Source organism: Tropicibacter naphthalenivorans (genome assembly GCF_900176475.1).
Taxonomy (GTDB): Bacteria; Pseudomonadota; Alphaproteobacteria; order Rhodobacterales; family Rhodobacteraceae; genus Tropicibacter; species Tropicibacter naphthalenivorans.
Window position 1 is genome coordinate 17,351 of the sequence record NZ_FWXX01000012.1, and the last position, 19,807, is coordinate 37,157.

Annotated in this window: 19 protein-coding genes; 8 read left to right on the top strand and 11 right to left on the bottom strand. The window is 63.9% G+C overall.

The window, feature by feature from the left end:
* Window position 1: 1 nt before the first annotated feature.
* From B9A11_RS18435 to B9A11_RS18450, 4 genes are all read right to left on the bottom strand, one after another.
* Window positions 2–949: a branched-chain amino acid ABC transporter permease gene (locus B9A11_RS18435; RefSeq protein ID WP_143595928.1), complete on the bottom strand. Its 948-nt coding sequence runs from the start codon at window positions 947–949 to the stop codon at window positions 2–4.
* 75 nt (window positions 950–1,024) lie between these two features.
* A complete protein-coding gene (locus tag B9A11_RS18440; protein ID WP_058249242.1) occupies window positions 1,025–2,278 on the bottom strand; it encodes an ABC transporter substrate-binding protein in 1,254 nt (417 codons plus the stop codon).
* 27 nt (window positions 2,279–2,305) lie between these two features.
* Window positions 2,306–3,904, bottom strand: coding sequence for a GMC family oxidoreductase (locus B9A11_RS18445; RefSeq protein ID WP_083499956.1), 1,599 nt, complete (start codon window positions 3,902–3,904; stop codon window positions 2,306–2,308).
* Window positions 3,905–3,916: 12 nt separating this feature from the next.
* Window positions 3,917–5,062 carry an aldehyde dehydrogenase family protein gene (locus B9A11_RS18450; RefSeq protein WP_234988898.1) on the bottom strand — a complete coding sequence of 382 codons (1,146 nt, stop codon included), beginning with the start codon at window positions 5,060–5,062 and terminating at the stop codon, window positions 3,917–3,919.
* On the opposite strand from B9A11_RS18450, the gene B9A11_RS18455 reads away from it, so the two are divergent.
* The gene (locus tag B9A11_RS18455; protein ID WP_234988899.1) at window positions 5,036–5,935 is read left to right on the top strand and encodes a helix-turn-helix domain-containing protein; all 900 of its coding nucleotides are present in this window, start codon (window positions 5,036–5,038) and stop codon (window positions 5,933–5,935) included. The two genes, B9A11_RS18450 and B9A11_RS18455, sit on opposite strands and share 27 nt — an antisense overlap.
* 19 nt (window positions 5,936–5,954) lie before the next feature.
* Here B9A11_RS18455 and B9A11_RS18460 read toward each other — a convergent pair whose 3' ends face one another.
* From B9A11_RS18460 to B9A11_RS18490, 7 genes are all read right to left on the bottom strand, one after another.
* Window positions 5,955–6,713, bottom strand: coding sequence for an aldolase/citrate lyase family protein (locus B9A11_RS18460; RefSeq protein WP_058249239.1), 759 nt, complete (start codon window positions 6,711–6,713; stop codon window positions 5,955–5,957).
* A gap of 10 nt (window positions 6,714–6,723) precedes the next feature.
* Entirely contained in the window at window positions 6,724–7,527 is an 804-nt protein-coding gene (gene hpaH / locus B9A11_RS18465) for a 2-oxo-hept-4-ene-1,7-dioate hydratase (RefSeq protein WP_186009229.1), read from the bottom strand.
* The gene (locus tag B9A11_RS18470; RefSeq protein WP_058249238.1) at window positions 7,524–8,402 is read right to left on the bottom strand and encodes a fumarylacetoacetate hydrolase family protein; all 879 of its coding nucleotides are present in this window, start codon (window positions 8,400–8,402) and stop codon (window positions 7,524–7,526) included. The genes hpaH and B9A11_RS18470 overlap by 4 nt, the downstream gene beginning before the upstream one ends.
* Window positions 8,403–8,413: 11 nt before the next feature.
* A complete protein-coding gene (locus B9A11_RS18475; protein ID WP_058249237.1) occupies window positions 8,414–9,898 on the bottom strand; it encodes an NAD-dependent succinate-semialdehyde dehydrogenase in 1,485 nt (494 codons plus the stop codon).
* Between the two features lie 30 nt (window positions 9,899–9,928).
* A complete protein-coding gene (gene hpaD / locus B9A11_RS18480; protein ID WP_058249236.1) occupies window positions 9,929–10,780 on the bottom strand; it encodes a 3,4-dihydroxyphenylacetate 2,3-dioxygenase in 852 nt (283 codons plus the stop codon).
* A 26-nt stretch (window positions 10,781–10,806) separates the two neighbouring features.
* A complete protein-coding gene (hpaE, locus tag B9A11_RS18485; protein WP_084662828.1) occupies window positions 10,807–12,315 on the bottom strand; it encodes a 5-carboxymethyl-2-hydroxymuconate semialdehyde dehydrogenase in 1,509 nt (502 codons plus the stop codon).
* A gap of 132 nt (window positions 12,316–12,447) precedes the next feature.
* On the bottom strand, window positions 12,448–13,353 hold the full coding sequence (locus tag B9A11_RS18490) for a LysR family transcriptional regulator (protein ID WP_058249256.1): 906 nt from the start codon (window positions 13,351–13,353) through the stop codon (window positions 12,448–12,450).
* Between the two features lie 188 nt (window positions 13,354–13,541).
* Between B9A11_RS18490 and B9A11_RS18495 the strand changes: the two genes are divergently transcribed.
* From B9A11_RS18495 to B9A11_RS18525, 7 genes are all read left to right on the top strand, one after another.
* Window positions 13,542–14,552: a hydroxyacid dehydrogenase gene (locus tag B9A11_RS18495; protein ID WP_058249234.1), complete on the top strand. Its 1,011-nt coding sequence runs from the start codon at window positions 13,542–13,544 to the stop codon at window positions 14,550–14,552.
* Window position 14,553: 1 nt separating this feature from the next.
* Window positions 14,554–15,231, top strand: coding sequence for an RraA family protein (locus B9A11_RS18500; protein ID WP_058249233.1), 678 nt, complete (start codon window positions 14,554–14,556; stop codon window positions 15,229–15,231).
* Window positions 15,232–15,260: 29 nt separating this feature from the next.
* The gene (locus tag B9A11_RS18505; RefSeq protein WP_058249232.1) at window positions 15,261–16,217 is read left to right on the top strand and encodes a Bug family tripartite tricarboxylate transporter substrate binding protein; all 957 of its coding nucleotides are present in this window, start codon (window positions 15,261–15,263) and stop codon (window positions 16,215–16,217) included.
* Window positions 16,218–16,296: 79 nt separating this feature from the next.
* The gene (locus B9A11_RS18510) at window positions 16,297–16,758 is read left to right on the top strand and encodes a tripartite tricarboxylate transporter TctB family protein (RefSeq protein ID WP_058249231.1); all 462 of its coding nucleotides are present in this window, start codon (window positions 16,297–16,299) and stop codon (window positions 16,756–16,758) included.
* Between the two features lie 3 nt (window positions 16,759–16,761).
* Entirely contained in the window at window positions 16,762–18,258 is a 1,497-nt protein-coding gene (locus B9A11_RS18515; RefSeq protein ID WP_058249230.1) for a tripartite tricarboxylate transporter permease, read from the top strand.
* Between the two features lie 66 nt (window positions 18,259–18,324).
* Complete coding sequence (dctP, locus tag B9A11_RS18520) at window positions 18,325–19,293, top strand: TRAP transporter substrate-binding protein DctP (protein WP_058249229.1); 969 nt, start codon at window positions 18,325–18,327, stop codon at window positions 19,291–19,293.
* Window position 19,294: 1 nt separating this feature from the next.
* Window positions 19,295–19,807: a TRAP transporter small permease gene (locus tag B9A11_RS18525; RefSeq protein ID WP_058249228.1), complete on the top strand. Its 513-nt coding sequence runs from the start codon at window positions 19,295–19,297 to the stop codon at window positions 19,805–19,807.

Consider the following 19,807-nt stretch of genomic DNA (forward strand, 5'->3'; position numbering starts at 1 on the left):
GTCAGTCCCTCGCAAAAAGCAGCCGCTGACCGCGTTGCATGACGATCAGCACCACGGCGGCGATCAGGAAAGGCGCAACCGGGCGCGCCGATTTCAGCGCCGGCGACAGGGTCAGCAGCGATTCAACGACACCCATGGTCAGCCCGCCCATCAGCACGAGGCCAAGGTTGTCGAGCCGCCCGCAGATGGCCGCTGTCACCGCCGGGATCACCATGAAGGTGATGACCACCGGTTCCAGCCGCACCAGATCGCCGAACATCAGCCCGGTAAAGCCCGCGATCACGCCCGCGATGCCCCAAGCGATGCTTTCCACCCGCAGGATGTTCACGCCGATCATGGCCGAGAGGTCTCGGTCGTTGGCCAGCGCGCGCATTTGCAGCCCCGTCCGGGTCTTGGTCAGATACAGCCAGATGCCCGCGACCAGCGCAAAGGCCGCGCCCACCACGATCAGGCGTGTCACGGTCACCCGCAGGCCAAGGATCATCACGGCGGCCTTGTCGGTGGGCAAGGTGAACTTGCGCACGTCGTCTTCCCAAGCAAAGGCGGTGAGGCCCAGCACGACCAAAGCAAAGCCCAGCGTCGCCACGGCCTTGACCACAGGGGCGCGCCACGCCAGCCCCGGCGCGATCAGACGCCCGTAGACCAGCGACAGCGCCGCGGCCAAGGCAATCGCCACGCCCCAGGTGATCGGCTGCGCCCAGCCCCATTGCTGCAATTGCCAGGCCACCATGACCCCCAGCGCCCCGATCGCCCCCGAGGCAAGGTTAAGCACGCCGGAGGCGCGGTACAGCACGACCATGCCGATCCCGCCAAGCGCATAAAGCGACCCGACCGCCAGACCAGACACTAGGAACAGCCCCGCGACCTTCATCGGTTTGCCGGACGCGAACAGCGCGTAGGCCAGCACCATGATGCCAAGGTAGCCGAGGTAGGGAAGTAAGCGTTGCATATCAAAGCCCCCTCGCGAAAAATGGACGGCCCGGCCCCATATTGGGAACCGGACCGTGTATGCGTTCAGGTCCGCTTAGCGCAGGCCCAGAGCCTTTTCGGCTTCGATCAGGCCGTCGAAACAGGCGCCTTCGTACTCAAAGCAGTCGCGCACCTTTTCAAAGCCGCCGTCCTTGACGACGACGATGATGCCCGCGTGGTTGGGCATGTGGCGGTCGGCTTCGCCCACATAGTAGGGGCCGCACACCAGATCAGAGGTCTTGCCGTTGATCGCCTTGATCGCGTCGGTCACCGCCGCGCGGTCGTCCAGCTGGGCGGGGTCCATGTCCATCAGCGTTTCCACAAAGAACTTGGCCGCCAGATAGCCCGACTGGCTAAAGATGTCGCGCGGATCGTCTTCGGAGGCGTAGGCATCCATCACCGCTTGCCAGTTGAGGTTGTCGGGGCCGTCGCCGTCGATCTGTGTCAGCTCTGCCGAGACATAGACCTTGCCGTGCCAGTAGTCGCCCAGAGCGCCGGGCACCGAGGCGTCATAGATCGGCGTGGACGAGGTCCAGCTGTAAACGTCGCCAAGGTCCTGTTCCTGCGCCACGCCGAAATAGGCGATGCCCAGACCCACCGGCAGGTTCACCAGCATGGAATCCGCGCCAGAGGCGATGGCTTCGAGCAGGGCAGAGTTCACGTCGGGCGCAGCGGGGTTCATCAGGACGGACGCACCGGACAGACCCTTGGAGGCCATGTACTCTTCGACCGCGCCGCAGGACCAGTTGCCCACCGACGGGATTGCAAGGCCGATGCAGGCGACGCTGGTCGCGCCCAGCTCTTCGACGGCATACATCGCCGCGCCCACGGACGAGGGCAGAGGGCCTTGGTTGGTGGAGACAATGTTGGAGCTTTCAAAGCACTCGGACGCGGCGCAGCCTGCGGCCATCGCCATGGTGTTGCTCGACGCGTAAAGCGGCGCGTTGACGCTCATCTCGACGAAGGACGAGTTGCCGACCATGGCCACGACGCCCGCGTCGGTCACCAGCTTGGCTGCGGCTCGGGCGGCCAGTTCCGGGTTCCACTGGTCGTTCTCGACCATGTACTCGATCGGGCGACCATGCACACCGCCATTGGCGTTGACGCAGGAAAAATAGGCCGCCGCCGCGTCGGTGGCCGACGAAAAGTCGCCGGGGGCCGCGTTGCCGTGGATGCCGCCGATCAGGATCGGTGCGCCGGTGGCCGCCTCGCCGGTGTTGGCCCCGCAGGACGGGGTGCTAGCTGCTGCAATGCCGGGCGCCAGCAGGACGCCCGCGGCCAGAAGGCCTGCGGAAAGCTTGGTGTTCATAGATATTCCTCCCTTATGAACAGTAGGTTATGCCGAAAGAGTTTCTTTGCCGGTGATGAACCGAGCCGCACGTTCGGCGATCATCATCGTCGGCGCGTTGGTGTTGCCCGACACAAGGCGCGGCATGATCGAGGCGTCGGCCACGCGCAGACCCTGCACGCCCTTGACGCGCAATTCGGTGCCCACGACCGACATCTTGTCGCTGTCCGGCCCCATCTTGGCGGTGCCGCAGGGGTGGAACACCGTCTTGCAGGTCGAGCGGATCCAGTCGCGCAGCGCGTCGTCGTCGTCCACCTTTTCCGGGCCGGGCTTGGCAAAGCCTTTGACCAGCTTTTGCATCTCGGGGGCGCGGTAGATCTCGATCGCCTTCTTGGTGCCGCGCAGCAGCACTTCGAGGTCTTCGGGGTCCTTGAAGCTGCCCGCGTCGAACAGCGCCTTGTCCTTGGCGTTGGCCGAGCGCAGCTTGACCGACCCGCGCGAGCGCGTACGCAGGAAGCAGGGGTTGATCGACATGCCGTGCGCCTCGATGGGCGGGCTGTCGACCCAGCCGACGAGGAAAGGGATGACGTGGAATTGCACGTCGGGAATCCCCGCGCCGGACACATCCACAAAGCCGCCGCTCTCCACCACGTTCGAGGTCAGCAGACCCGTCTTGAACAGCTGGTACTGCGCCATATGCCACGCGGCGCGAATGCCTTTGTCCTGCTTGTAGAAAGAGATCGGATCCTTGGTGTAGGCCTGAACGTTGGCCTCGAGGTGGTGCTGAAAGTTCTCGCCCACGCCGGGCAGGTTCGCCACGGTGCAAATGCCATGCGCGCCCAGTTCCTCGGCGTTGCCGATGCCGGACAGCTGCATCAGGCGCGGCGTTTCAATCGCGCCGGCACACAGGACAACCTCGCCGGCGGCGCCGATCTTGGTGCCGTTTTCCAGCTCGACCCCGGTGGCGCGGGTGCCGTCAAAGGTGATGCGCGCCACGCGGGTTTCGGTCATGATCCGCAGGTTCTTGCGGCCTTCGGCCTTGCGCAGGAACGCCGCCGCCGAGGACCAGCGCCGCCCGTCGTGGGTGGTGGTCTGGTAAAAGCCCACGCCCTCTTGGTTCGCGCCGTTGAAGTCGGCGTTGTACGGAATGCCGGTCTGCTGGGCGGCGCGGATAAAGGCGCGGCTCAGCGGGTGGTGGAAACCCGTTTCGGACACATGCAGCTCACCGTCCGAGCCATGAAACTCATCGGCGATTTCCATGTTGTTTTCCAGATCGCGGAAGGCGGGCAGCACGTCGCCAAAGCTCCAGCCGCGGTTGCCGTCCTGCGCCCAGCCGTCGTAGTCCTCGGCCTGCCCGCGCACGTAGAGCATGGCGTTGACCGAACAGCCGCCGCCGATCACATGCCCCTGCAAAACCACGCTTTCGCGGCCATTCACCAGATCGGATTTCTCGCCCACATAGGGCACCACATCGACGCCCTTTTCCACGACCTTGAAGAAGGTCGCCGGGATGTGAATCCACTGGCTGCTGTCGCGCCGACCGCTTTCGATCAGCAGAACCTTGACGCCGGGATCTTCGCTGAGGCGCGAGGCCATGACACAGCCCGAAGACCCACCACCGAAGATGATGTAATCGTATTGTTCCAAAGTTTCAGTCCCTTAGATGTGCATGACCTGGATGTCGGTGTATTCGGCAAGCCCTTCCTCACCGAATTCGACCCCAAAGCCCGAAGACTTCACCCCGCCAAACGGCGCATTCGGTTGGATCGTGCCGTGGCGGTTGATCCAGACCGAGCCGCATTCAAGGCGGCGGGCGATGCCCTTTGCCTTCTCGATGTCTTTCGACCAGACCGAGCCGCCAAGGCCGTTTTCGCTGGCATTGGCCTGCGCGATGGCGTCCTCGACGTCGGTGTATTTGATGATCGGCAGCGCCGGGCCAAACTGTTCCTCGGCGACCAGCGGATCGTCCGCCGACAGGTCCGCGATCAGCGTCGGCGGAAAGAACAAGCCCTCGCCCGCCTCGCCGCCCAGCAGCACGCGGCTTTTGGTTTTCGCGGCGTCCACCAAGGATTTAACCTTGTCGAACTGCATCTGGTTGGCGACCGGGCCGAGGATGGCATTTTCGTCGCTGCCAAGGCCGACGGGCACGTTTTTGGCGTAGTCGGTCAGCGCGGCGCAGACGTCTTCGTAGACATCGGCGTGCACGTATAGACGCTTCATCGCGGCGCAGGTCTGGCCGTTGTTGATGAACCCGCCCCAGAACAGCCCTTCGGCGATTTCGGCGGCGTCCACGTCGGGCAGCACGATGCCCGCGTCATTGCCGCCCAGTTCCAGCGTCAGGCGTTTCATGGTCTCTGCCGCGCCGGACATGACTTTCTTGCCGGTGGCGGTCGAGCCGGTAAAGACCATCTTGCGGATGCCCGGATGGGTCGACATGGCGCCGCCGATGTTCACCGCGCCATCGTCCGAGGTGACGATGTTGACCACGCCCGCGGGCAGGATGTGCCAGACGGCAATCATCACCGGCCAGTTCCACGGCGTGATCGAGCCCACGACGCCCACCGGCTTGCGGTGCAGTTCGATGCGGCCTTCGTTGTTGTCTTGCAGAACCTTCATCGGCAGGGACAGCCCGGCGGTATACCCGGCCCAAGCCTGCGCGCCGCCCAACTCAAAACGAGAGCCCATGCCGACCAGCGGTTTGCCCTGCTCTGCGGTCAGCAGCTGCGCCAGTTCCTCTGCGTGCTCACCGATCTTGGCGGTGACGGCCTCGCAGGCGGCGTGCAGCTTGGCGTCGGATTTCTGCAACCACGTCTCGAACGCGCGCTGCGCGGCGGCGTGCTGGGCCACGTCAACCGCGAGACGCGCGCCGGCCTTGAAATGGCGCATATCGCCAAGGGCGTGCAGACCATGCGCCGCACCGAAAAGGACATCCGCACCACGCCCAGCGACAACTTTTTCCTGATCGTGCAGGAAGAGGGCAGCGCCTTTATGAAGCAGCACAGCACCACGCGCATGATGAAACCCGGCGATCTGATCCTGATCGACAGCGCGCATACGTCCGAGTTCACCTTTTTCGGCAATTTCAGCCGCCAGTTGTCGCTGCACCTGCCGCGTGTCGAGATGGTCGAACGGTTCGGCAAGGCCGCCGTGGGTGGGCAGTATGCGCATCGCTCGGAACATCACGCGGTGGCGATTTCCGCGATCCTCGCCAAGGCCTTTGACAAGAACACCAACGAGACGCAGACCAGTTTCCTCAAAGAGGCGATCTACGGCATGGTTGGCGCGATGTTGTGGGAAAAGAGCGCGGGCGGAGAGGCCAAGAAGATCGAGACCGATGTGTCGCGCGCGCAGATCCTGGAACGCGGGATGGCCTTTGTGGATCGGTTTTTCGTCGACAGCAGCGTGACAACGCAGACCATTTCCGAAAAGCTGGGGCTGTCCACGCGGCAGCTTCAGCGGGCCTTTGCGCTGGCGGGGATGACGCCCACCGATTACCTGCTGAAAAAGCGGTTGGAGCGGGCGTGCCAGATGCTGACCGATCGCATGAAAGAGCGCGAGCCGATGCTGGTCTCGACCATCGCCTACGCCTGCGGGTTCAACGATGTAAGCTATTTCAACCGGCAGTTCCGCAAGCTGTTCGGCTGCGCGCCGGGGCAGTTTGGTCGGCCCGCAGAGTGATCCCCGCGGGCCTTAAGGTTTAAAACGCGGCGCGCAAGGCGGTCAGACCGGCGCGCAACACGCCCACGTCGGACCCAACCGCAAGGAATTCCACGCCCATCTCGGCGTAGCCCTTGGCCAGTGCGCGGTCGGACGTCAGGATGCCCGCCGCTTTGCCTGCCGCACGGATGCGGGTCAGGGCGTCGTTCACCGCCGCTTGGACTTCGGGCGCTCCCGGCTGGCCGAGGAACCCCATGTCCGCCGCCAAATCTGCCGGGCCGATAAAGACGCCATCGACACCTTCGACATTCAGGATGTCGTCCAAGGCCTCCAGCCCCGCGCGGCTTTCCACTTGCAGCAGCAGGCAGACCTGTTCATTGGCGGTTTGCAGGTAGTCCGCGATGCCGTTGTAAGAGGACGCGCGCGCCAGCGCCGCCCCCACCCCGCGCACGCCGACGGGGGGATAGCTGACAGAGCGCACAACCTCGCGCGCCTGATCGCCGCTTTCGATCATCGGCACCAGCAGGGTCTGCGCGCCAATGTCCAGCATCTGCTTGATCTCGGCGCGGTTGTCGTCGCGCGGGCGCACCACCGGGTGGCTTTGGCTGCCCACTGCGCGCAGCTGCCCCAGCACGTCGCGCAGGCCGTTCGGCCCGTGTTCGGCGTCGATCACCAGCCAGTCAAAGCCGGTCCCGGCGGCCAGTTCCGCCACGCTGGGATCGCCCAGACCGACCCACAGGCCGATCTGCGTTTCCTTGGCCTTGAGGCGGGCTTTGAAGGTGTTGGTGGGAGCGGGCATGAGTCTTTCCTTAGGCAAAGTTGATGTCGACGCGGCCAAAGCTGCCGAAATCCGCAAAGATTTCAGTGCCGGGCGGGCATTCGATGGGCGCGATAAAGCTGCCGGACAGCACAACCTGCCCCGCCTCGATGCGCTGGCCGTATTGGTGCATCCGGCGCGCGAGCCACACAAGCCCCGTCACCGGATCATCCAAGACCGCCGCGCCAAGACCCGTCGACACCACCTGACCGTTCTTTTTCAGGATCGCCCCGGCCCACCGCAGATCGGTGCTGGCGGGGTCGTGACGTTCCTTGCCCAGAACGATCCCGGCGTTGGCGGCATTGTCGGACACGGTGTCAAAGATCACCCGCGCCTTGCCCGTCGCCGGATCTGCGCGCAGAATGCGCGTGTCGAGGATTTCGATGGACGGGCAGACATAATCGGTCGCGGCCAGCACGTCTTCGCGCGTGACCTCGCCGTCCAAGGGCGCTTTCATGACAAAGGCGATCTCGGCCTCGATGCGCGGCTGGATGAACCGCCCAGCCGGCACGGTGCCGCCGGTCTGGAACAGCATGTCGTCGTACATCACGCCCGAATCCGGCGTGTCGATCCCCAGAGCGTCCTGCATCGCCTTGGAGGTCAGGCCGATCTTCCAACCGATGATCTCGCGCCCGGCGGCCAGTTTCTGCGCCATCTGCGCCGACTGGATCGCATAGGCGTCGTCCAGGGTCATGCCGGGATGGCGCAGCGACAGCAGGCCAATCTGGCTGCGGGCCTCTTCGGCGGCAAGCAAATCTGCCGCCGCCTGTTCGATCTGATCCTGTGTCAGCGTCATTCGTCTTCTACTCCGTTGCGCAGGGTGCCGATCCCCTCGGCCTCGACCTCGATCACGTCGCCCGGTTCGAGCCAGATCGGCGGATCAAAGCGCGCGCCCGCCCCGGTCGGGGTGCCGCAGACGATCACATCACCGGGGACCAGCGTCGTAAAGGTCGAAATGTAATTCACGATGTAGCGGAAGTCGTACATCATCCGGCCCGTGCGGTCCTGCTGGCGCACTTCGCCGTTCACGCGGGTTTCCAGCTTGATGTCGTCCAGCTGATCGGCCGAGCGGAAGGGCACCAGCCACGGGCCAATCGCCCCGGTCGCGTCCCAGTTCTTGCCCTGCGTGACGTTGAACTTGGCGTGGCGGACCCAATCGCGGATCGTGCCCTCGTTGCACAGGGTGATCGCCGCGATGTGGTCATAGGCGTCCTCACGCGCGATGCGGCGACCGGCCTTGCCGATGACGATGGTGACCTCGCCTTCGTAGTCCAGCTGCGGGCTTTCCGGCGGGCGGACGATGTTTTCGCCGTGGCCGACAAAGCTGCGCGGAAAGCGGATGAACATCGACGGATAGGATTTCGCGTCGGTGGTGCCGTCCTTGTATTCGGCGTTGCGGTCGGGGAAATTCACTCCGATGCAGATCAGTTTTTCCGGGTTGGCAATCGGGCTCAGGTAGCGCACGTCGGATTCGTTGAACGTCGCCTTGCGGCCCTCGGCGGCGGCGATCAGCTCTTCGAGCGCACCGGCTTCGATCACCTCTTTGAGCCCCTTGAAATGGCTGCCGTATTCGGGGGTCAGATCGACGATCCCGTCATCGGTCAAGACGCCGAAACGGTCGGCCCCATTGGCATGAAAGGCAACGGCGCGGGCGGGAATGGGTTTGGTCATTGGGATGGTCCTCAGGCAATTCCGCCGAAGCAGAGATATTTGATTTCAACGAATTCCTCGATGCCATAGCGCGACCCTTCGCGGCCAAGGCCAGAGGATTTGATCCCGCCAAAGGGCGCTTCGGCGGTCGAGATCAGGCCGGTGTTGATGCCCACCATGCCGTATTCCAGCCGCTCGCCCACGCGCCAGGCGCGCGCCAGATCGCGGGTGTAGAAATAGCTGGCAAGGCCGAACTCGGTGTCGTTCGACATGGCGACCACCTCGTCGTCGGTGTCGAACTTGAACAGCGGCGCGACGGGGCCAAAGGTTTCCTCGCGCGCGACGGCCATTTCTTGCGTGACGCCGGTCAGGACGGTCGGCTGGAAAAACGTCCCGCCAAGGCTGTGCGGCTGCCCGCCGAGGGCAATCTGCGCGCCTTTGCCGGTGGCGTCGGCGATGTGCTCGGCCACCTTGGCCACGGCATTCTGGTCGATCAGCGGGCCAAATACGGTATCATTGTCCAAGCCGTCGCCCACTTTCAGCGATGCCAGCCGGGCCGAGAGTTTCTGCGCGAAAGCGTCATATACCCCGGCCTGCACATAGATGCGGTTCGCGCAAACGCAGGTCTGGCCGTTATTGCGGAATTTGGAAATGATCGCGCCCTCGACAGCCTCGTCCAGATCGGCGTCGTCGAACACGATAAAGGGCGCGTTGCCGCCCAGCTCCAACGCCAGCTTTTTCACCGTGTCGGCGGATTGGCGCATGAGCTCGATCCCCACTTCGGTCGAGCCGGTAAAGGTCAGCTTGCGCACGGTATCGGACGCGGTCATCGCCCCGCCAATCGCCCGCGCCGAGCCGGTCAGCACCGAGAACAGCCCCTTGGGCAGGCCCGCACGCTCGGCCAAGACCGCCAAGGCGATGGCCGAAAACGGCGTTTGGCTGGCCGGTTTCAGCACCATGGCACAGCCCGCCGCCAGCGCGGGGCCGGCCTTGCGGGTGATCATCGCGTTGGGAAAGTTCCAAGGCGTGATGGCCGCGACCACGCCGATGGGCTGCTTGATCACAACGATGCGCTTGTCCGGCGCGTGGCCGGGAATGACGTCGCCGTAAACGCGGCGCGCCTCTTCGGCGAACCACTCGATAAAGGACGCGCCATAGAGGATCTCACCCTTGGCCTCGGCCAGCGGTTTGCCCTGTTCCATGGTCAGGATGCGCGCCAGATTGTCGGCGTTTTCCACCATCAGATCGTACCAACGGCGCAGAATGGCCGAGCGGTCCTTGGCGGTGCGCGCGGCCCAGTCGATTTGCGCCGCCTCGGCGGCTTTGATCGCGGTTTGCGTTTCCTCGGCGCCAAGGTTCGGCACCCGCCCGATCAGATCGCCGCTGGCGGGGTTGCGCACCTCGATGCCGTCCTCGCCTGCCTCGATCCAAGCGCCTCCGACCAGCGCCGCTTCGCGCAACAGTTGGGAATCATTGAGCACTTCTATCACCCTTGAATAGCATAGGGGCCGGGGCATCCCCCGACGCTTTTGATCTGGCAAACCCGCTTAGACAGGGAAAATGACGTTGGTCTGCCCGGTCCCGGACGAGGGGAAATACTCGGTCACGACCTCGCATTTCTTGTCATACGTGTCCCAGCCAAGCGCGCCATACAGCATCGCCGTGTCGTGCATCGACCCTTCGCCGCAGCAGAAATTGGCGTATTCGGGCAGCATCTTGAGGAAGGTCGCGTGATCGCCGTTCTTCCACATCTCCAGCACGTGCAGGTCCATCTGGCGGTTGAATTCCGAGCTGATGGTAAAGGTGCCGTTGTTCGCGGCGTAATCCTTGTTCGCCCAGATCTTGTGGGACAAAGACCCGCTGGCCACCAGCAGAACCTTGTTGTCCGACGCCTCGACCGCTTTGCGGATCGCCTCGCCCACGATGCGCGATTCCTGATGGTCGTGGACCGTGCACCACGCAGCGATGGAGACGACCTTCATGTCGTGCTCGCGGCTCATAAAGCGCATGGGTACGAGGCTGCCATACTCCAGCTCGAGGCTGTCCAGATGGTGCGACAGCGTATAGGCCCCAAGGTCGGACGCGGTCTGCGCGATGGCATCGCCCAGCTCGGGGTTGCCTTGGTAGTCGTACTCAAGATCTTGAATAAACTGCGGAAATTCGTTCGACGTGAACAGCCCGTGAAAACGGTGGTTCGCGTTGATGTGAAAGCCCGCGTTGATGACCCAATGCGTGTCGCAGATCACCACGGTATCGGCGCCCAGCTCTTTGGCCCGGCGCGCGATTTCATAATGCCCGTCGATAGCCGCCTGCCGAGTGCCCTTGATCGGACCCTCTTGTTCGGACATCAGCATGGTCGGAACGTGCGTGCATTTTGCCGCGAGAACGATTTCACCCATGGTCTTTCTCCTCCCTGAATGTGGCTTTAGCCGCCCAGTTTCGGAATTTTATGCGCAGCGCGCGGGAAGCTGACGTTGACGGTTTCCATGTAGAAATCGAACGACCAGTCGCCGCCGTCGCGGCCGATGCCGGACGCTTTGACGCCGCCGAACGGCGCGGGCAGGTGGCGGATGTTTTCCGAGTTCACCCACATCATCCCCGCCTCCAGCTCGTCCGTCATCCGCATCGCGCGGTTCAGGTCGTTGGTCCACAGGTAGGCGGCCAGCCCGTATTGCACGTTATTGGCGAGCGCCAGCGCCTCATCCTCGTCCTTGAACGGGATCGCGGTCAGCACCGGGCCAAAGATTTCCTCTTGCGCGATCGCCATGTCGTTGGTCGCCTGCGTGAACAGGGTCGGGGCGACGTAGCAGCCCTTTTCGCCTATTTTTTCGCCCCCCGCCGCGATGGTCGCGCCCTCTTCGCGCGCCTTGTCGAAATAGGACAGGACCTTGGCCTCGTGCTCGGGGTGGATCAGCGGGCCGACCACGGTTTCGGGGGCCAACGGGTGGCCGACCTTGATGCGTTTGGCCACCTCCGCGACGCGGGCGCAGACCTCATCGTAGATCGTGTCCTGCACCAACAGGCGGCTCGACGAGGTGCAGCGCTCGCCGTTCAGCGAGTAGATCATAAAGGTCGCCGCATCCACCGCGCGGTCGATGTCGGCGTCGTCAAAGACGATGACCGGGTTCTTGCCACCCAGCTCAAAGTGTACGCGTTTCAAGCTCTTAGCGCCTTGCGCCATGATCATCGACCCGGTGCGGCTTTCGCCGACAAAGGCGATGGCCTTGATGTCGGGATGCTCGGTCAGGCGCTTGCCCGCGTCCTCGCCAAAGCCGTTAACCACGTTCAAAACGCCCGCAGGCAGGCCCGCGCTTTCGGCGATTTCCACCAGCAGCTTGGCGGTCATGGGCGAGAATTCGGCGGGTTTATGGACGACGGTACAGCCCGCCGCCAGCGCCGGCGCGATCTTCCAGGTCGACAGCATAAACGGCGTATTCCACGGTGTGATCACACCCACCGGGCCGATGGGACGGCGCGAAGTGGTGTTCATCTGCGTCGGCGTGCGGGTGACCTCGCCGTTCTCGGCGTGGGGCGCTTGATCGGCGAAAAAGCGGAAATTCGCGGCGCCGCGGATGGCGGCTTTGGACATGAAACGCAAGGCCTGGCCCGTGTCCAAGCACTCGGTAAAGGCGAGTTCCTCGGCGCGCGCCTCGATGGCTTCGGCCACCTTGATGAGGATCTTGCGGCGCTCGGCCCCGGGGGTTTTCGACCACGCCGGAAAGGCTTTCTTGGCGGCGACGACAGCGGCGTCGATGTCCTCAGCGCCCCCTTTGGCGACCTTGGCCAGCGGCGTCAGATCGACCGGCGAGATCGTCTCGAACGTCTTGCCCGAGGCGGCGGGCACGGACGCCCCGTCGATGTGGTTCAGAACGCCGGTCTCGGCGAACTGGGCGATATACCCCTTCGCCTTGGCGATGTTGGCATCAAGCGTCATGGCAGTCATCCTCCTAGCCCCGAACAATCGGGCGGCCTCTTTTCGATTAACTTGTTAAATAAAGGCCCGCAGGTCAATACTTAACTTGTTATTCATTTTCGATTTGTGAGAGCGCCGCGCCCTGTTCGCGCGTTACGCGCTGTCGGCCACGGCGGTCCGGGCCAGACCGTAGGTGCCGCACAACTCGGACAGAACCCCATGCAAACGCGCAATAATTTCGCCGCGCGGCGACACCGTCCGCTCCACGATCCCGATCTGCCGAGTCACCTGCGGATTGCCAAACGGCAGGCGCGTGATGTCTTTGCCCTCGGGGTCTTGGAGCGCCGCGTGCGGCACCACCGAAATCCCCAGGCCTTGGCGCACACAGGTCACAATCGAGCCAATCGTGTCGATCTCGGCCACATCGTTGGTCACCACGCCAAGGCGGGAAATCTCTGTGTCGATCAGGTTCGCCAGCGGCACGTTGCTGTGGAATCGGATGTAGGGCCGCGTGTTGAGCAGCTCGATGGGGTCCTGCGCCCCCATTTCGCGCGGCGCGATCAACCACAGGGGTTCTCTTACAAACGGGCTCCACCTAAGCGCGCTGGGAAACCCCACATGTTCGGCCACGATGGCCGCATCCAAACGCCCCGCCGCCACGTCAGCGATCAAGGTCGACGACAGCGAAATCCGCAAGCTCGGCTTGAGACCGGGGTAGCGGTGGCGCAGCTCGACCAAGGCACTGGGCAACAGGTTCAGCGCGCTGGACCGCACCGACCCCAGCATCAAGGTCCCGGCGATCTGATCGCCGCGCAGGCTGGCCCGCGTGTCCTCTTCTCGGCGCAGGATATCTTCCGCCATTTCTATGACCTGAAGCCCTTCGGGCGTGGCTTGCGGGGGCCGTGTGCTGCGGTCGAAAATCGTCACGCGCAGCTCGTCCTCCAGGGCGTGAACCTGTTGACTGACCGCCGACGGCGTCAGCCCCACCACATCCGCCGCCTGCGCAAATGTGCCATGCGAGCGGATCGCTAAAAGTGTCTTGAGTTGCCGGGTGTCCATGATCAAATCCAGTTTTTCTGAATTTAATAAGCAGAAATCCGCGCTTTTGTGAAGCCATTCTTGCCAATAAGGTGGCGCCCCAAGGAGCATACCCGCAGCCCGGTTTGGGAGACCGGCGCGGGTCATTCGATAGAATCGCAACGAAATAACGCGCCCCCATGCTCTGGGACGCGACGGAGACATGCGCGATGAGCAAGACAATTCTCGTAACGGGGCCTGACCTCGATCCGGCGGCGGCGCAACTGGTGGCGGACCACGGATTTGAGACGGTGCACACCCCCGCCTACGCCGACAGCGCGGTGATTTCCGAATATCTGCAAAAGACCGGTGCGGTCGGGATCGTGTCCCGCATGGGTCGGATCGACGCCGAGGTCATGGATGCCGCGCCGCAGGTCAAGGTGATCTCTAAACACGGCGTCGGCGTTGACAACATCGACATTCAGGCCGCCGCTGATCGGGGCATCCCGGTGCTGGTGGCGACCGGCGCCAATGCCATTTCGGTGGGTGAGCACGCCATCGCCCTGATGCTGGCCACCGTCAAACGCATCCTTCCGCTGGACGCAGGTCTGCGCGCGGGCCGCTGGGAAAAGCCGGGCTTTTCCGGGCGCGAGATCGCGGGGTCAACCATGGGTCTGATGGGCATGGGCGCGATTGCGCAGGCCACGGGCCGCATGGCCAAGGGGCTGGGGATCGAACTGGCAGGCTTTGACCCCTATGCGCCGGACAGCGCGTTCGAGGCGCTTGGGGTCACCCGCTGCGCCACCTTCGAAGAGCTGCTGGAACGTTCGGACATCCTGAGCTTGCATTGCCCGCTGACCGACGCGACGCGCGGCATCCTGAACACAAAGGCCATCGCCCGGATGCCCAAGGGCTCTTACGTGATCAACACCGCGCGCGGTGGCCTGATCAACGAGGCGGCCTTGGTCGCGGCGATCCAGAGCGGCCATCTGGCGGGCGCGGGTCTGGACACTTTCGCGGTAGAGCCGCCCTCGGCGGACCACGCCTTTTTCGCAGAGCCGGCCATCGTGCTGACGCCCCACATTGGCGGCGTGACCCGTCAGGCGGGCGCGCGCGTGGGGGTCGATGCCGTGCGCGGGATTTTCCAGATCCTGAACGGCGAGGCCATCGCCCCCGAACGCATCATCAATCGTAAACTGCTGGACGCCGCCAAAGCGCCGCTTGCCAGCGTGGAGGACTAACATGACCATCGGTTTCCGCATCCTGAACCGTGAGCGCGTCGCCTCGCCCGAGCTTGTCGCCGAATTCGCCAAGCTGCCCGTGGCCAACGTGTCCGACAGCATGTCGCGCATGACCGCGGCTGGCCCCACCCTGCGCCCGATGCACACCTCGGGTGGCATGGCGGGCGTCGCCCTGACTGTCAAGGCGCGCCCCGGTGACAACCTGATGCTGCACGCCGCCATCGACCGCGCCGTTCCCGGCGACGTGATCGTGGTGGACGCGGGCGGCGCGCTGGACAACGCGCTGATGGGCGAGCTGATGCTGGCCTATGCCATCAAAAAGGGCGTGGTGGGCTTTGTCCTGAACGGCGCGATCCGCGATCTGGACAACTTCCGCGAGACGAACCTGCCGACCTATGCGGCGGGCGTCACCCATCGCGGCCCCTACAAGGACGGCCCCGGCGAGCTGAACGTGCCGATTTCCATCGACGGCATGGTCATCCACCCCGGTGACATCATGATCGGCGACAGCGACGGCGTGCTGTGCGTGCCGATCGACGAGGCGGAAACCATCCTGAAATCCACGCAGGAAAAATCCGACAAAGAGATCAAGCAGATGGCCGCCATCGAAGCTGGCACCAACGACCGTTCCTGGGTCGAACGTGCGCTGATCGAACGCGGCTGCGAGATGCCTGAATAATCAACCCACGCATGAACCGGAGGAGTGACATGCTCAATATCTTCAAGAAAGCCGCCATCGCTGGCGCACTGACCCTCGCCGCGGGTGCCGCCATGGCCCAAGGCTACCCCGAAAAGCCGATCGAAGTGATCGTCGGCTATTCCGCAGGCGGCGGCACCGACGTGATGGCGCGCACCACCATGCCGTTCATCGAAAAGTACCTTGGCGATGGCGCAAGCATCGTGGTCAAGAACATGCCCGGCGCGTCCGGCCAGATCGGCATCACCGAGGTCGCGGGCTCTGATCCCGATGGCTACACGCTGGGCACCTTCAACCTGCCGGGCATGATGGCGCGCACGCTGGACCGCGAAGCGGGCTATGACCGCGACAGCTTTACCTACCTTGCGAACGTGGTGAACGACCCAAACGTGATCGTGTCCGCCAAAGGCAGCGGCATCGAGTCCATGGATGACCTCGTGGCCGCCGCCAAAGAGGCACCCTTTGCGGTGACCGTGGGCATGTCGAGCCTGGGTGGCGATGACCACTTCTTGCTGATCAAGCTGCAAAAGATGACCGAGACCGATTTCACCATCGTGCCGTTCAAGGGCTCTGCCCCGGCGCGCACCGCGGTGATGGGCGGCCACGTGGCCGTGGGCATCTTTAACGTGTCGGAAATTGCGAAATTCCAGGGCGAGCTGAACGTCCTTGGCGTGGCGCAGCCCGAGCGCTCTGATTTCGCGCCCGAGGTGCCGACCTTTGCCGAGCAGGGCTTTGACCTGGTGAACGGCTCTATGCGCGGTGTCGTGGCCCCCGCTGGCCTGCCCGAAGATGTCGCCGCCAAGCTGCGCGACGCCTTTGAAAAGGCCGCTCAAGACCCCGAGTTCCTCGAAGCGATGGCCGCAACCGCGAACCCCGTTTCGGTTGTGACCGGCGATGAGTTCCGCGCTCTGACCGATGGTCTGTACGACCTCGCCGAAGAGACCTGGAACACCACGCCCTGGAACTAACCCGGACCTAAACTGACCTCGCGCGAGGGGGGCTCACTCCCGCCCCCTCGCGCACCCTTGTTTCGAACGGACCCCCGACATGACCGACCGCCCAAAGAACCGCCTGCTCAGGCCAGAAACGTTGACCGCGCTTGGCATTGTCGCGGTCGCCGCCGGATTTCTGATCCCCACCTCTGAATTGCCCCCGATCTCGGCCCTGCTGCCTGCGGCCATGCTGATCGGCCTGATCGCTTTGTCCGTGGCGCTGCTGGTGATGGACCAGCGCAAGGCCGCCAAGGGCGACGCCGCAGCCCCCATGACCCAATCGCCAAAGCGCGTGCTGGGCGCGTTTGGCCTGATCCTTGGCTATGCGCTGGCCACCGATTTCATCGGGTTTTACGTCAGCACCGCCGTGACCATTCCGCTGGTGGCCTTTGCCTTTGGCTACCGCAACCCCTTGGGCCTGTTGATCGCGACGGTGATCGTCGTCGGTACGATCTGGGCGATCTTTGATTTCGGGATGTCGCAGGACTTCCCCACTGGCCGCCTGTGGAAGGACTGATCCATGTACGCTGATCTGTTGCACGCGCTGCCGAACGTCTTTGCCTTTGCCAACTTTGCCGCCGTCATCATTGGCGTGATCGCAGGCATCGTGGTGGGGGCCATGCCGGGCCTGTCCGCGACCATGGCGATTTCGGTCCTTGTGCCGTTCACCTTTGGCCTCGAGCCGCTGGTGGCGCTGGGTCTGATGGCCGGTATCTACAACGGCGCCATGTATGGCGGCGCGATCCCGGCCGTTTTGCTGCGCATCCCCGGCACGCCCGCGGCCGTGGCCACCACTTTTGACGGCTACCCGATGGCGCAAAAGGGCAAGGGCGGGCTGGCGTTGCAAGTTGCCGTGGTGTCGTCGTCGCTGGGCGGCATTGCCTCTGCCTTTGCCCTGATGCTGCTGGCCCCGCCGCTGTCCAAGGTCACGCTGCTGTTCGGCCCGTCCGAAGTGTTCTGGGTCGCGGTGTTTGGCCTTGCCTCGATCATCTTCTTGCTGGGCGGCAACCCCGTTAAGGGGCTGATCTCTGCCTGCTTCGGCGTCTTTGTGTCGGTTGTCGGCTCGGACCCGATCTATGGCAACGATCGCTTTACCTTTGGCCAGCTAGAAATGCTGGACGGCATTCACATTGTCATCCTGCTGGTGGGCCTGTATGCGCTGCCGCCTGTCATCGACCTGCTGGAAACGCCGCTGAAGACCGGGGTCAACAGCTCGAACCTCGGGACCGAACCCATCTGGAAGGCGCTGCCGCGCATGAAATACTGGAAGACGTGGATTCGCGGCTCTTTGATTGGCATCTGGATCGGCATCCTGCCCGGCGCGGGCGGGTCCATGGCGGCCTTCATGTCCTACAACGAGGCGCGCCGCAGCTCCAAGACACCGGACACCTGGGGTGAGGGCGAACCCGAAGGCGTCGCCGCCGCCGAGGTGGCCAACAACGCCGACACGGCCTCTGCGCTGATCCCGGCGCTGACGCTGGGTATTCCGGGCACCGCCGTGGCGGCCGTGATGCTGGGCGGTCTGCTGGTGCACGGCTTGCAGCCGGGCCCGATGCTGTTCCGCGAAAACCCCGACGTGGTGTTCGGCTTTATGTGGCAGTTCCTGTTCGGCGCGATCCTGCTGGTGCTGCTGGGCGGGTCGCTGGCGACCAACTCTTTTGCGCGCCTGCTGAACCTGCCACGTCCGCTGCTGGGGTCGGTCATCATTGTGCTCATGCTGATCGGTGTCTATTCGATCCATGGCCGCATGTTCGACGTCTACCTGATGCTGGGCTTTGGCGCGATCGGCTGGGTCATGGACAAGCTCAAGTTCCCGCTGCCGCCCGTCGTTTTGGGCTTGATCCTGGGCGGCTTTGCCGAGGAAAACCTGCGCCTTGCCCTGCGCATCGGGCGCGGTGATCCCGCCGTGCTGTTCCAGAACACCACCAGCCTGATCCTCGTGGCGCTGACCATCGCGGTTATCGTCGGACCCAGCCTCAAGAAACGCTTTCTCGACGGGCGCAAGACCGCCGAGTAACCGCAAGACCCATCTATAAGCCGGGGGCAACCCGGCCAGCTACCCAGAGTTCAGGAGGAGAAAACCATGACTCTCAAGACCCTCGGCGCCGCTGCGCTGATCGCCGCGTCCACCACTGTCGCCCATGCGGATGACTGGACCGCCTACACCTATTCGTCCGTGTCCACGACCTCTGCGGTCAAGGGCATGACCCGCATCGCCGAGCGCGTCGCCGCTGACAGCGATCTAGAAATCGACCTGCACCTGGGCAAGACGCTGCAAATCGCCTCTGCCGACATCACGCAGGCCGTGGGCGACGGCATCATCGACATGGCCGCTGACTTCTTCTTCTCGGGGTCGGTGCCGCTGGCGCGGGTTCTGAACCTGCCGATGCTGATCGAGAACGACGATGAATGGGCCAAGGCCTATGCCGCCATGGAACCCACGCTGGTTGACGCCTTTGCCCAGCAGGGCGTGGTGCTGCTGGGCGGCTACCGCTACCCCGAGCAGACGATCTTTACCACGTTTAAAATCAACTCGCTGGCAGACCTCGACGGTCACAAGATCCGCGTGACCTCGCCCGAGCAGGGCCACTTCATCGAGGAATTCGGCGGCGCGGCGATCACCCTGTCCGGCTCCGAAGTGCCGACCTCGCTGGAACGCGGCGTGATCGAAGGCGTGCTGACGGCCTCGGCAGGCGGCGCCAAGAACTGGCACGAGTTCCTGCCCTACAACTACCGTTTCTCGGTGAACTACGGCAACTCGATGATCATCGCCAACGCCGACAGCTTCAACGCGCTGTCCGAGGACACCAAAGCCACCCTGCGCGCGATCGTCGCCGAAGAAGGCCCGAAAACCACCGCCGCCTTCCTTGAAGACGAAGAGGTGCAGAAAAAAGCGCAGTCCGAAGCGGGCATGACGCTGGTTTCCGCCGCCGAAGGTGACGCCTCTGATGCCTCGGCCAAGCTGGCACCGTTCTGGGAATCCTGGGCCAAGGAAAACGGCCCCGAGTACGAAGCCGCGCTGGCCACTGTCCGCGCCGCCATTGGCAAATAAAATGCAGCTTGATGCGACCAAGGGGCCGGTGTCTGCCGGCCCCCTCTTTGATGCGGTGGCCCGCGCGGTCAGCTTTGCCACCGGCGCGGTGCTGGTGGCCTTGGTCACGCTGGTCTGCCTTGAGGCATTCCTGCGCGGCGCGTTCAACTACTCGCTGGGCTTTGCCGAAGAGCTGACCGGCTACGGCGTGGTCTTTATGACGTTCTTCGGCGCGGCGCTGGCGTTGCGCTCGGCGTCGATGTTCCAGGTCCACTTCTTGCTGGACAGTTGGCCGGGCGGCACCCGCCGTTGGCTGATCCGCGCCTTTGCGCTGGTGGCGCTGCTGATCTGCGTGATCCTCGCGTGGAAGACCAAGGACCTGACCCTGTCGTCCTTCAATCGCGGGAAATTCGCGCCGACGGTGCTGCGCACGCCTTTGTGGATTCCGCAAATCATTCTGCCGGTCGGGTTCACCGTTCTGGCGTTCTTTTTGGTCGAGCAAATCCTGCTGACCTTCCGAAAATCCGAGGACTGA

Coding starts and splice junctions, on each gene's coding strand:
- B9A11_RS18435 (WP_143595928.1), bottom strand. CDS start 949: ATGCAACGCTTACTTCCCTACCTCGGCTACCTTGGCATCATGGTGCTG.
- B9A11_RS18440 (WP_058249242.1), bottom strand. CDS start 2,278: ATGAACACCAAGCTTTCCGCAGGCCTTCTGGCCGCGGGCGTCCTGCTG.
- B9A11_RS18460 (WP_058249239.1), bottom strand. CDS start 6,713: ATGCCCGCTCCCACCAACACCTTCAAAGCCCGCCTCAAGGCCAAGGAA.
- hpaH (WP_186009229.1), bottom strand. CDS start 7,527: ATGACGCTGACACAGGATCAGATCGAACAGGCGGCGGCAGATTTGCTT.
- B9A11_RS18470 (WP_058249238.1), bottom strand. CDS start 8,402: ATGACCAAACCCATTCCCGCCCGCGCCGTTGCCTTTCATGCCAATGGG.
- B9A11_RS18475 (WP_058249237.1), bottom strand. CDS start 9,898: ATGCCCCGGCCCCTATGCTATTCAAGGGTGATAGAAGTGCTCAATGAT.
- hpaD (WP_058249236.1), bottom strand. CDS start 10,780: ATGGGTGAAATCGTTCTCGCGGCAAAATGCACGCACGTTCCGACCATG.
- hpaE (WP_084662828.1), bottom strand. CDS start 12,315: ATGACGCTTGATGCCAACATCGCCAAGGCGAAGGGGTATATCGCCCAG.
- B9A11_RS18490 (WP_058249256.1), bottom strand. CDS start 13,353: ATGGACACCCGGCAACTCAAGACACTTTTAGCGATCCGCTCGCATGGC.
- B9A11_RS18495 (WP_058249234.1), top strand. CDS start 13,542: ATGAGCAAGACAATTCTCGTAACGGGGCCTGACCTCGATCCGGCGGCG.
- B9A11_RS18500 (WP_058249233.1), top strand. CDS start 14,554: ATGACCATCGGTTTCCGCATCCTGAACCGTGAGCGCGTCGCCTCGCCC.
- B9A11_RS18505 (WP_058249232.1), top strand. CDS start 15,261: ATGCTCAATATCTTCAAGAAAGCCGCCATCGCTGGCGCACTGACCCTC.
- B9A11_RS18510 (WP_058249231.1), top strand. CDS start 16,297: ATGACCGACCGCCCAAAGAACCGCCTGCTCAGGCCAGAAACGTTGACC.
- B9A11_RS18515 (WP_058249230.1), top strand. CDS start 16,762: ATGTACGCTGATCTGTTGCACGCGCTGCCGAACGTCTTTGCCTTTGCC.
- dctP (WP_058249229.1), top strand. CDS start 18,325: ATGACTCTCAAGACCCTCGGCGCCGCTGCGCTGATCGCCGCGTCCACC.
- B9A11_RS18525 (WP_058249228.1), top strand. CDS start 19,295: ATGCAGCTTGATGCGACCAAGGGGCCGGTGTCTGCCGGCCCCCTCTTT.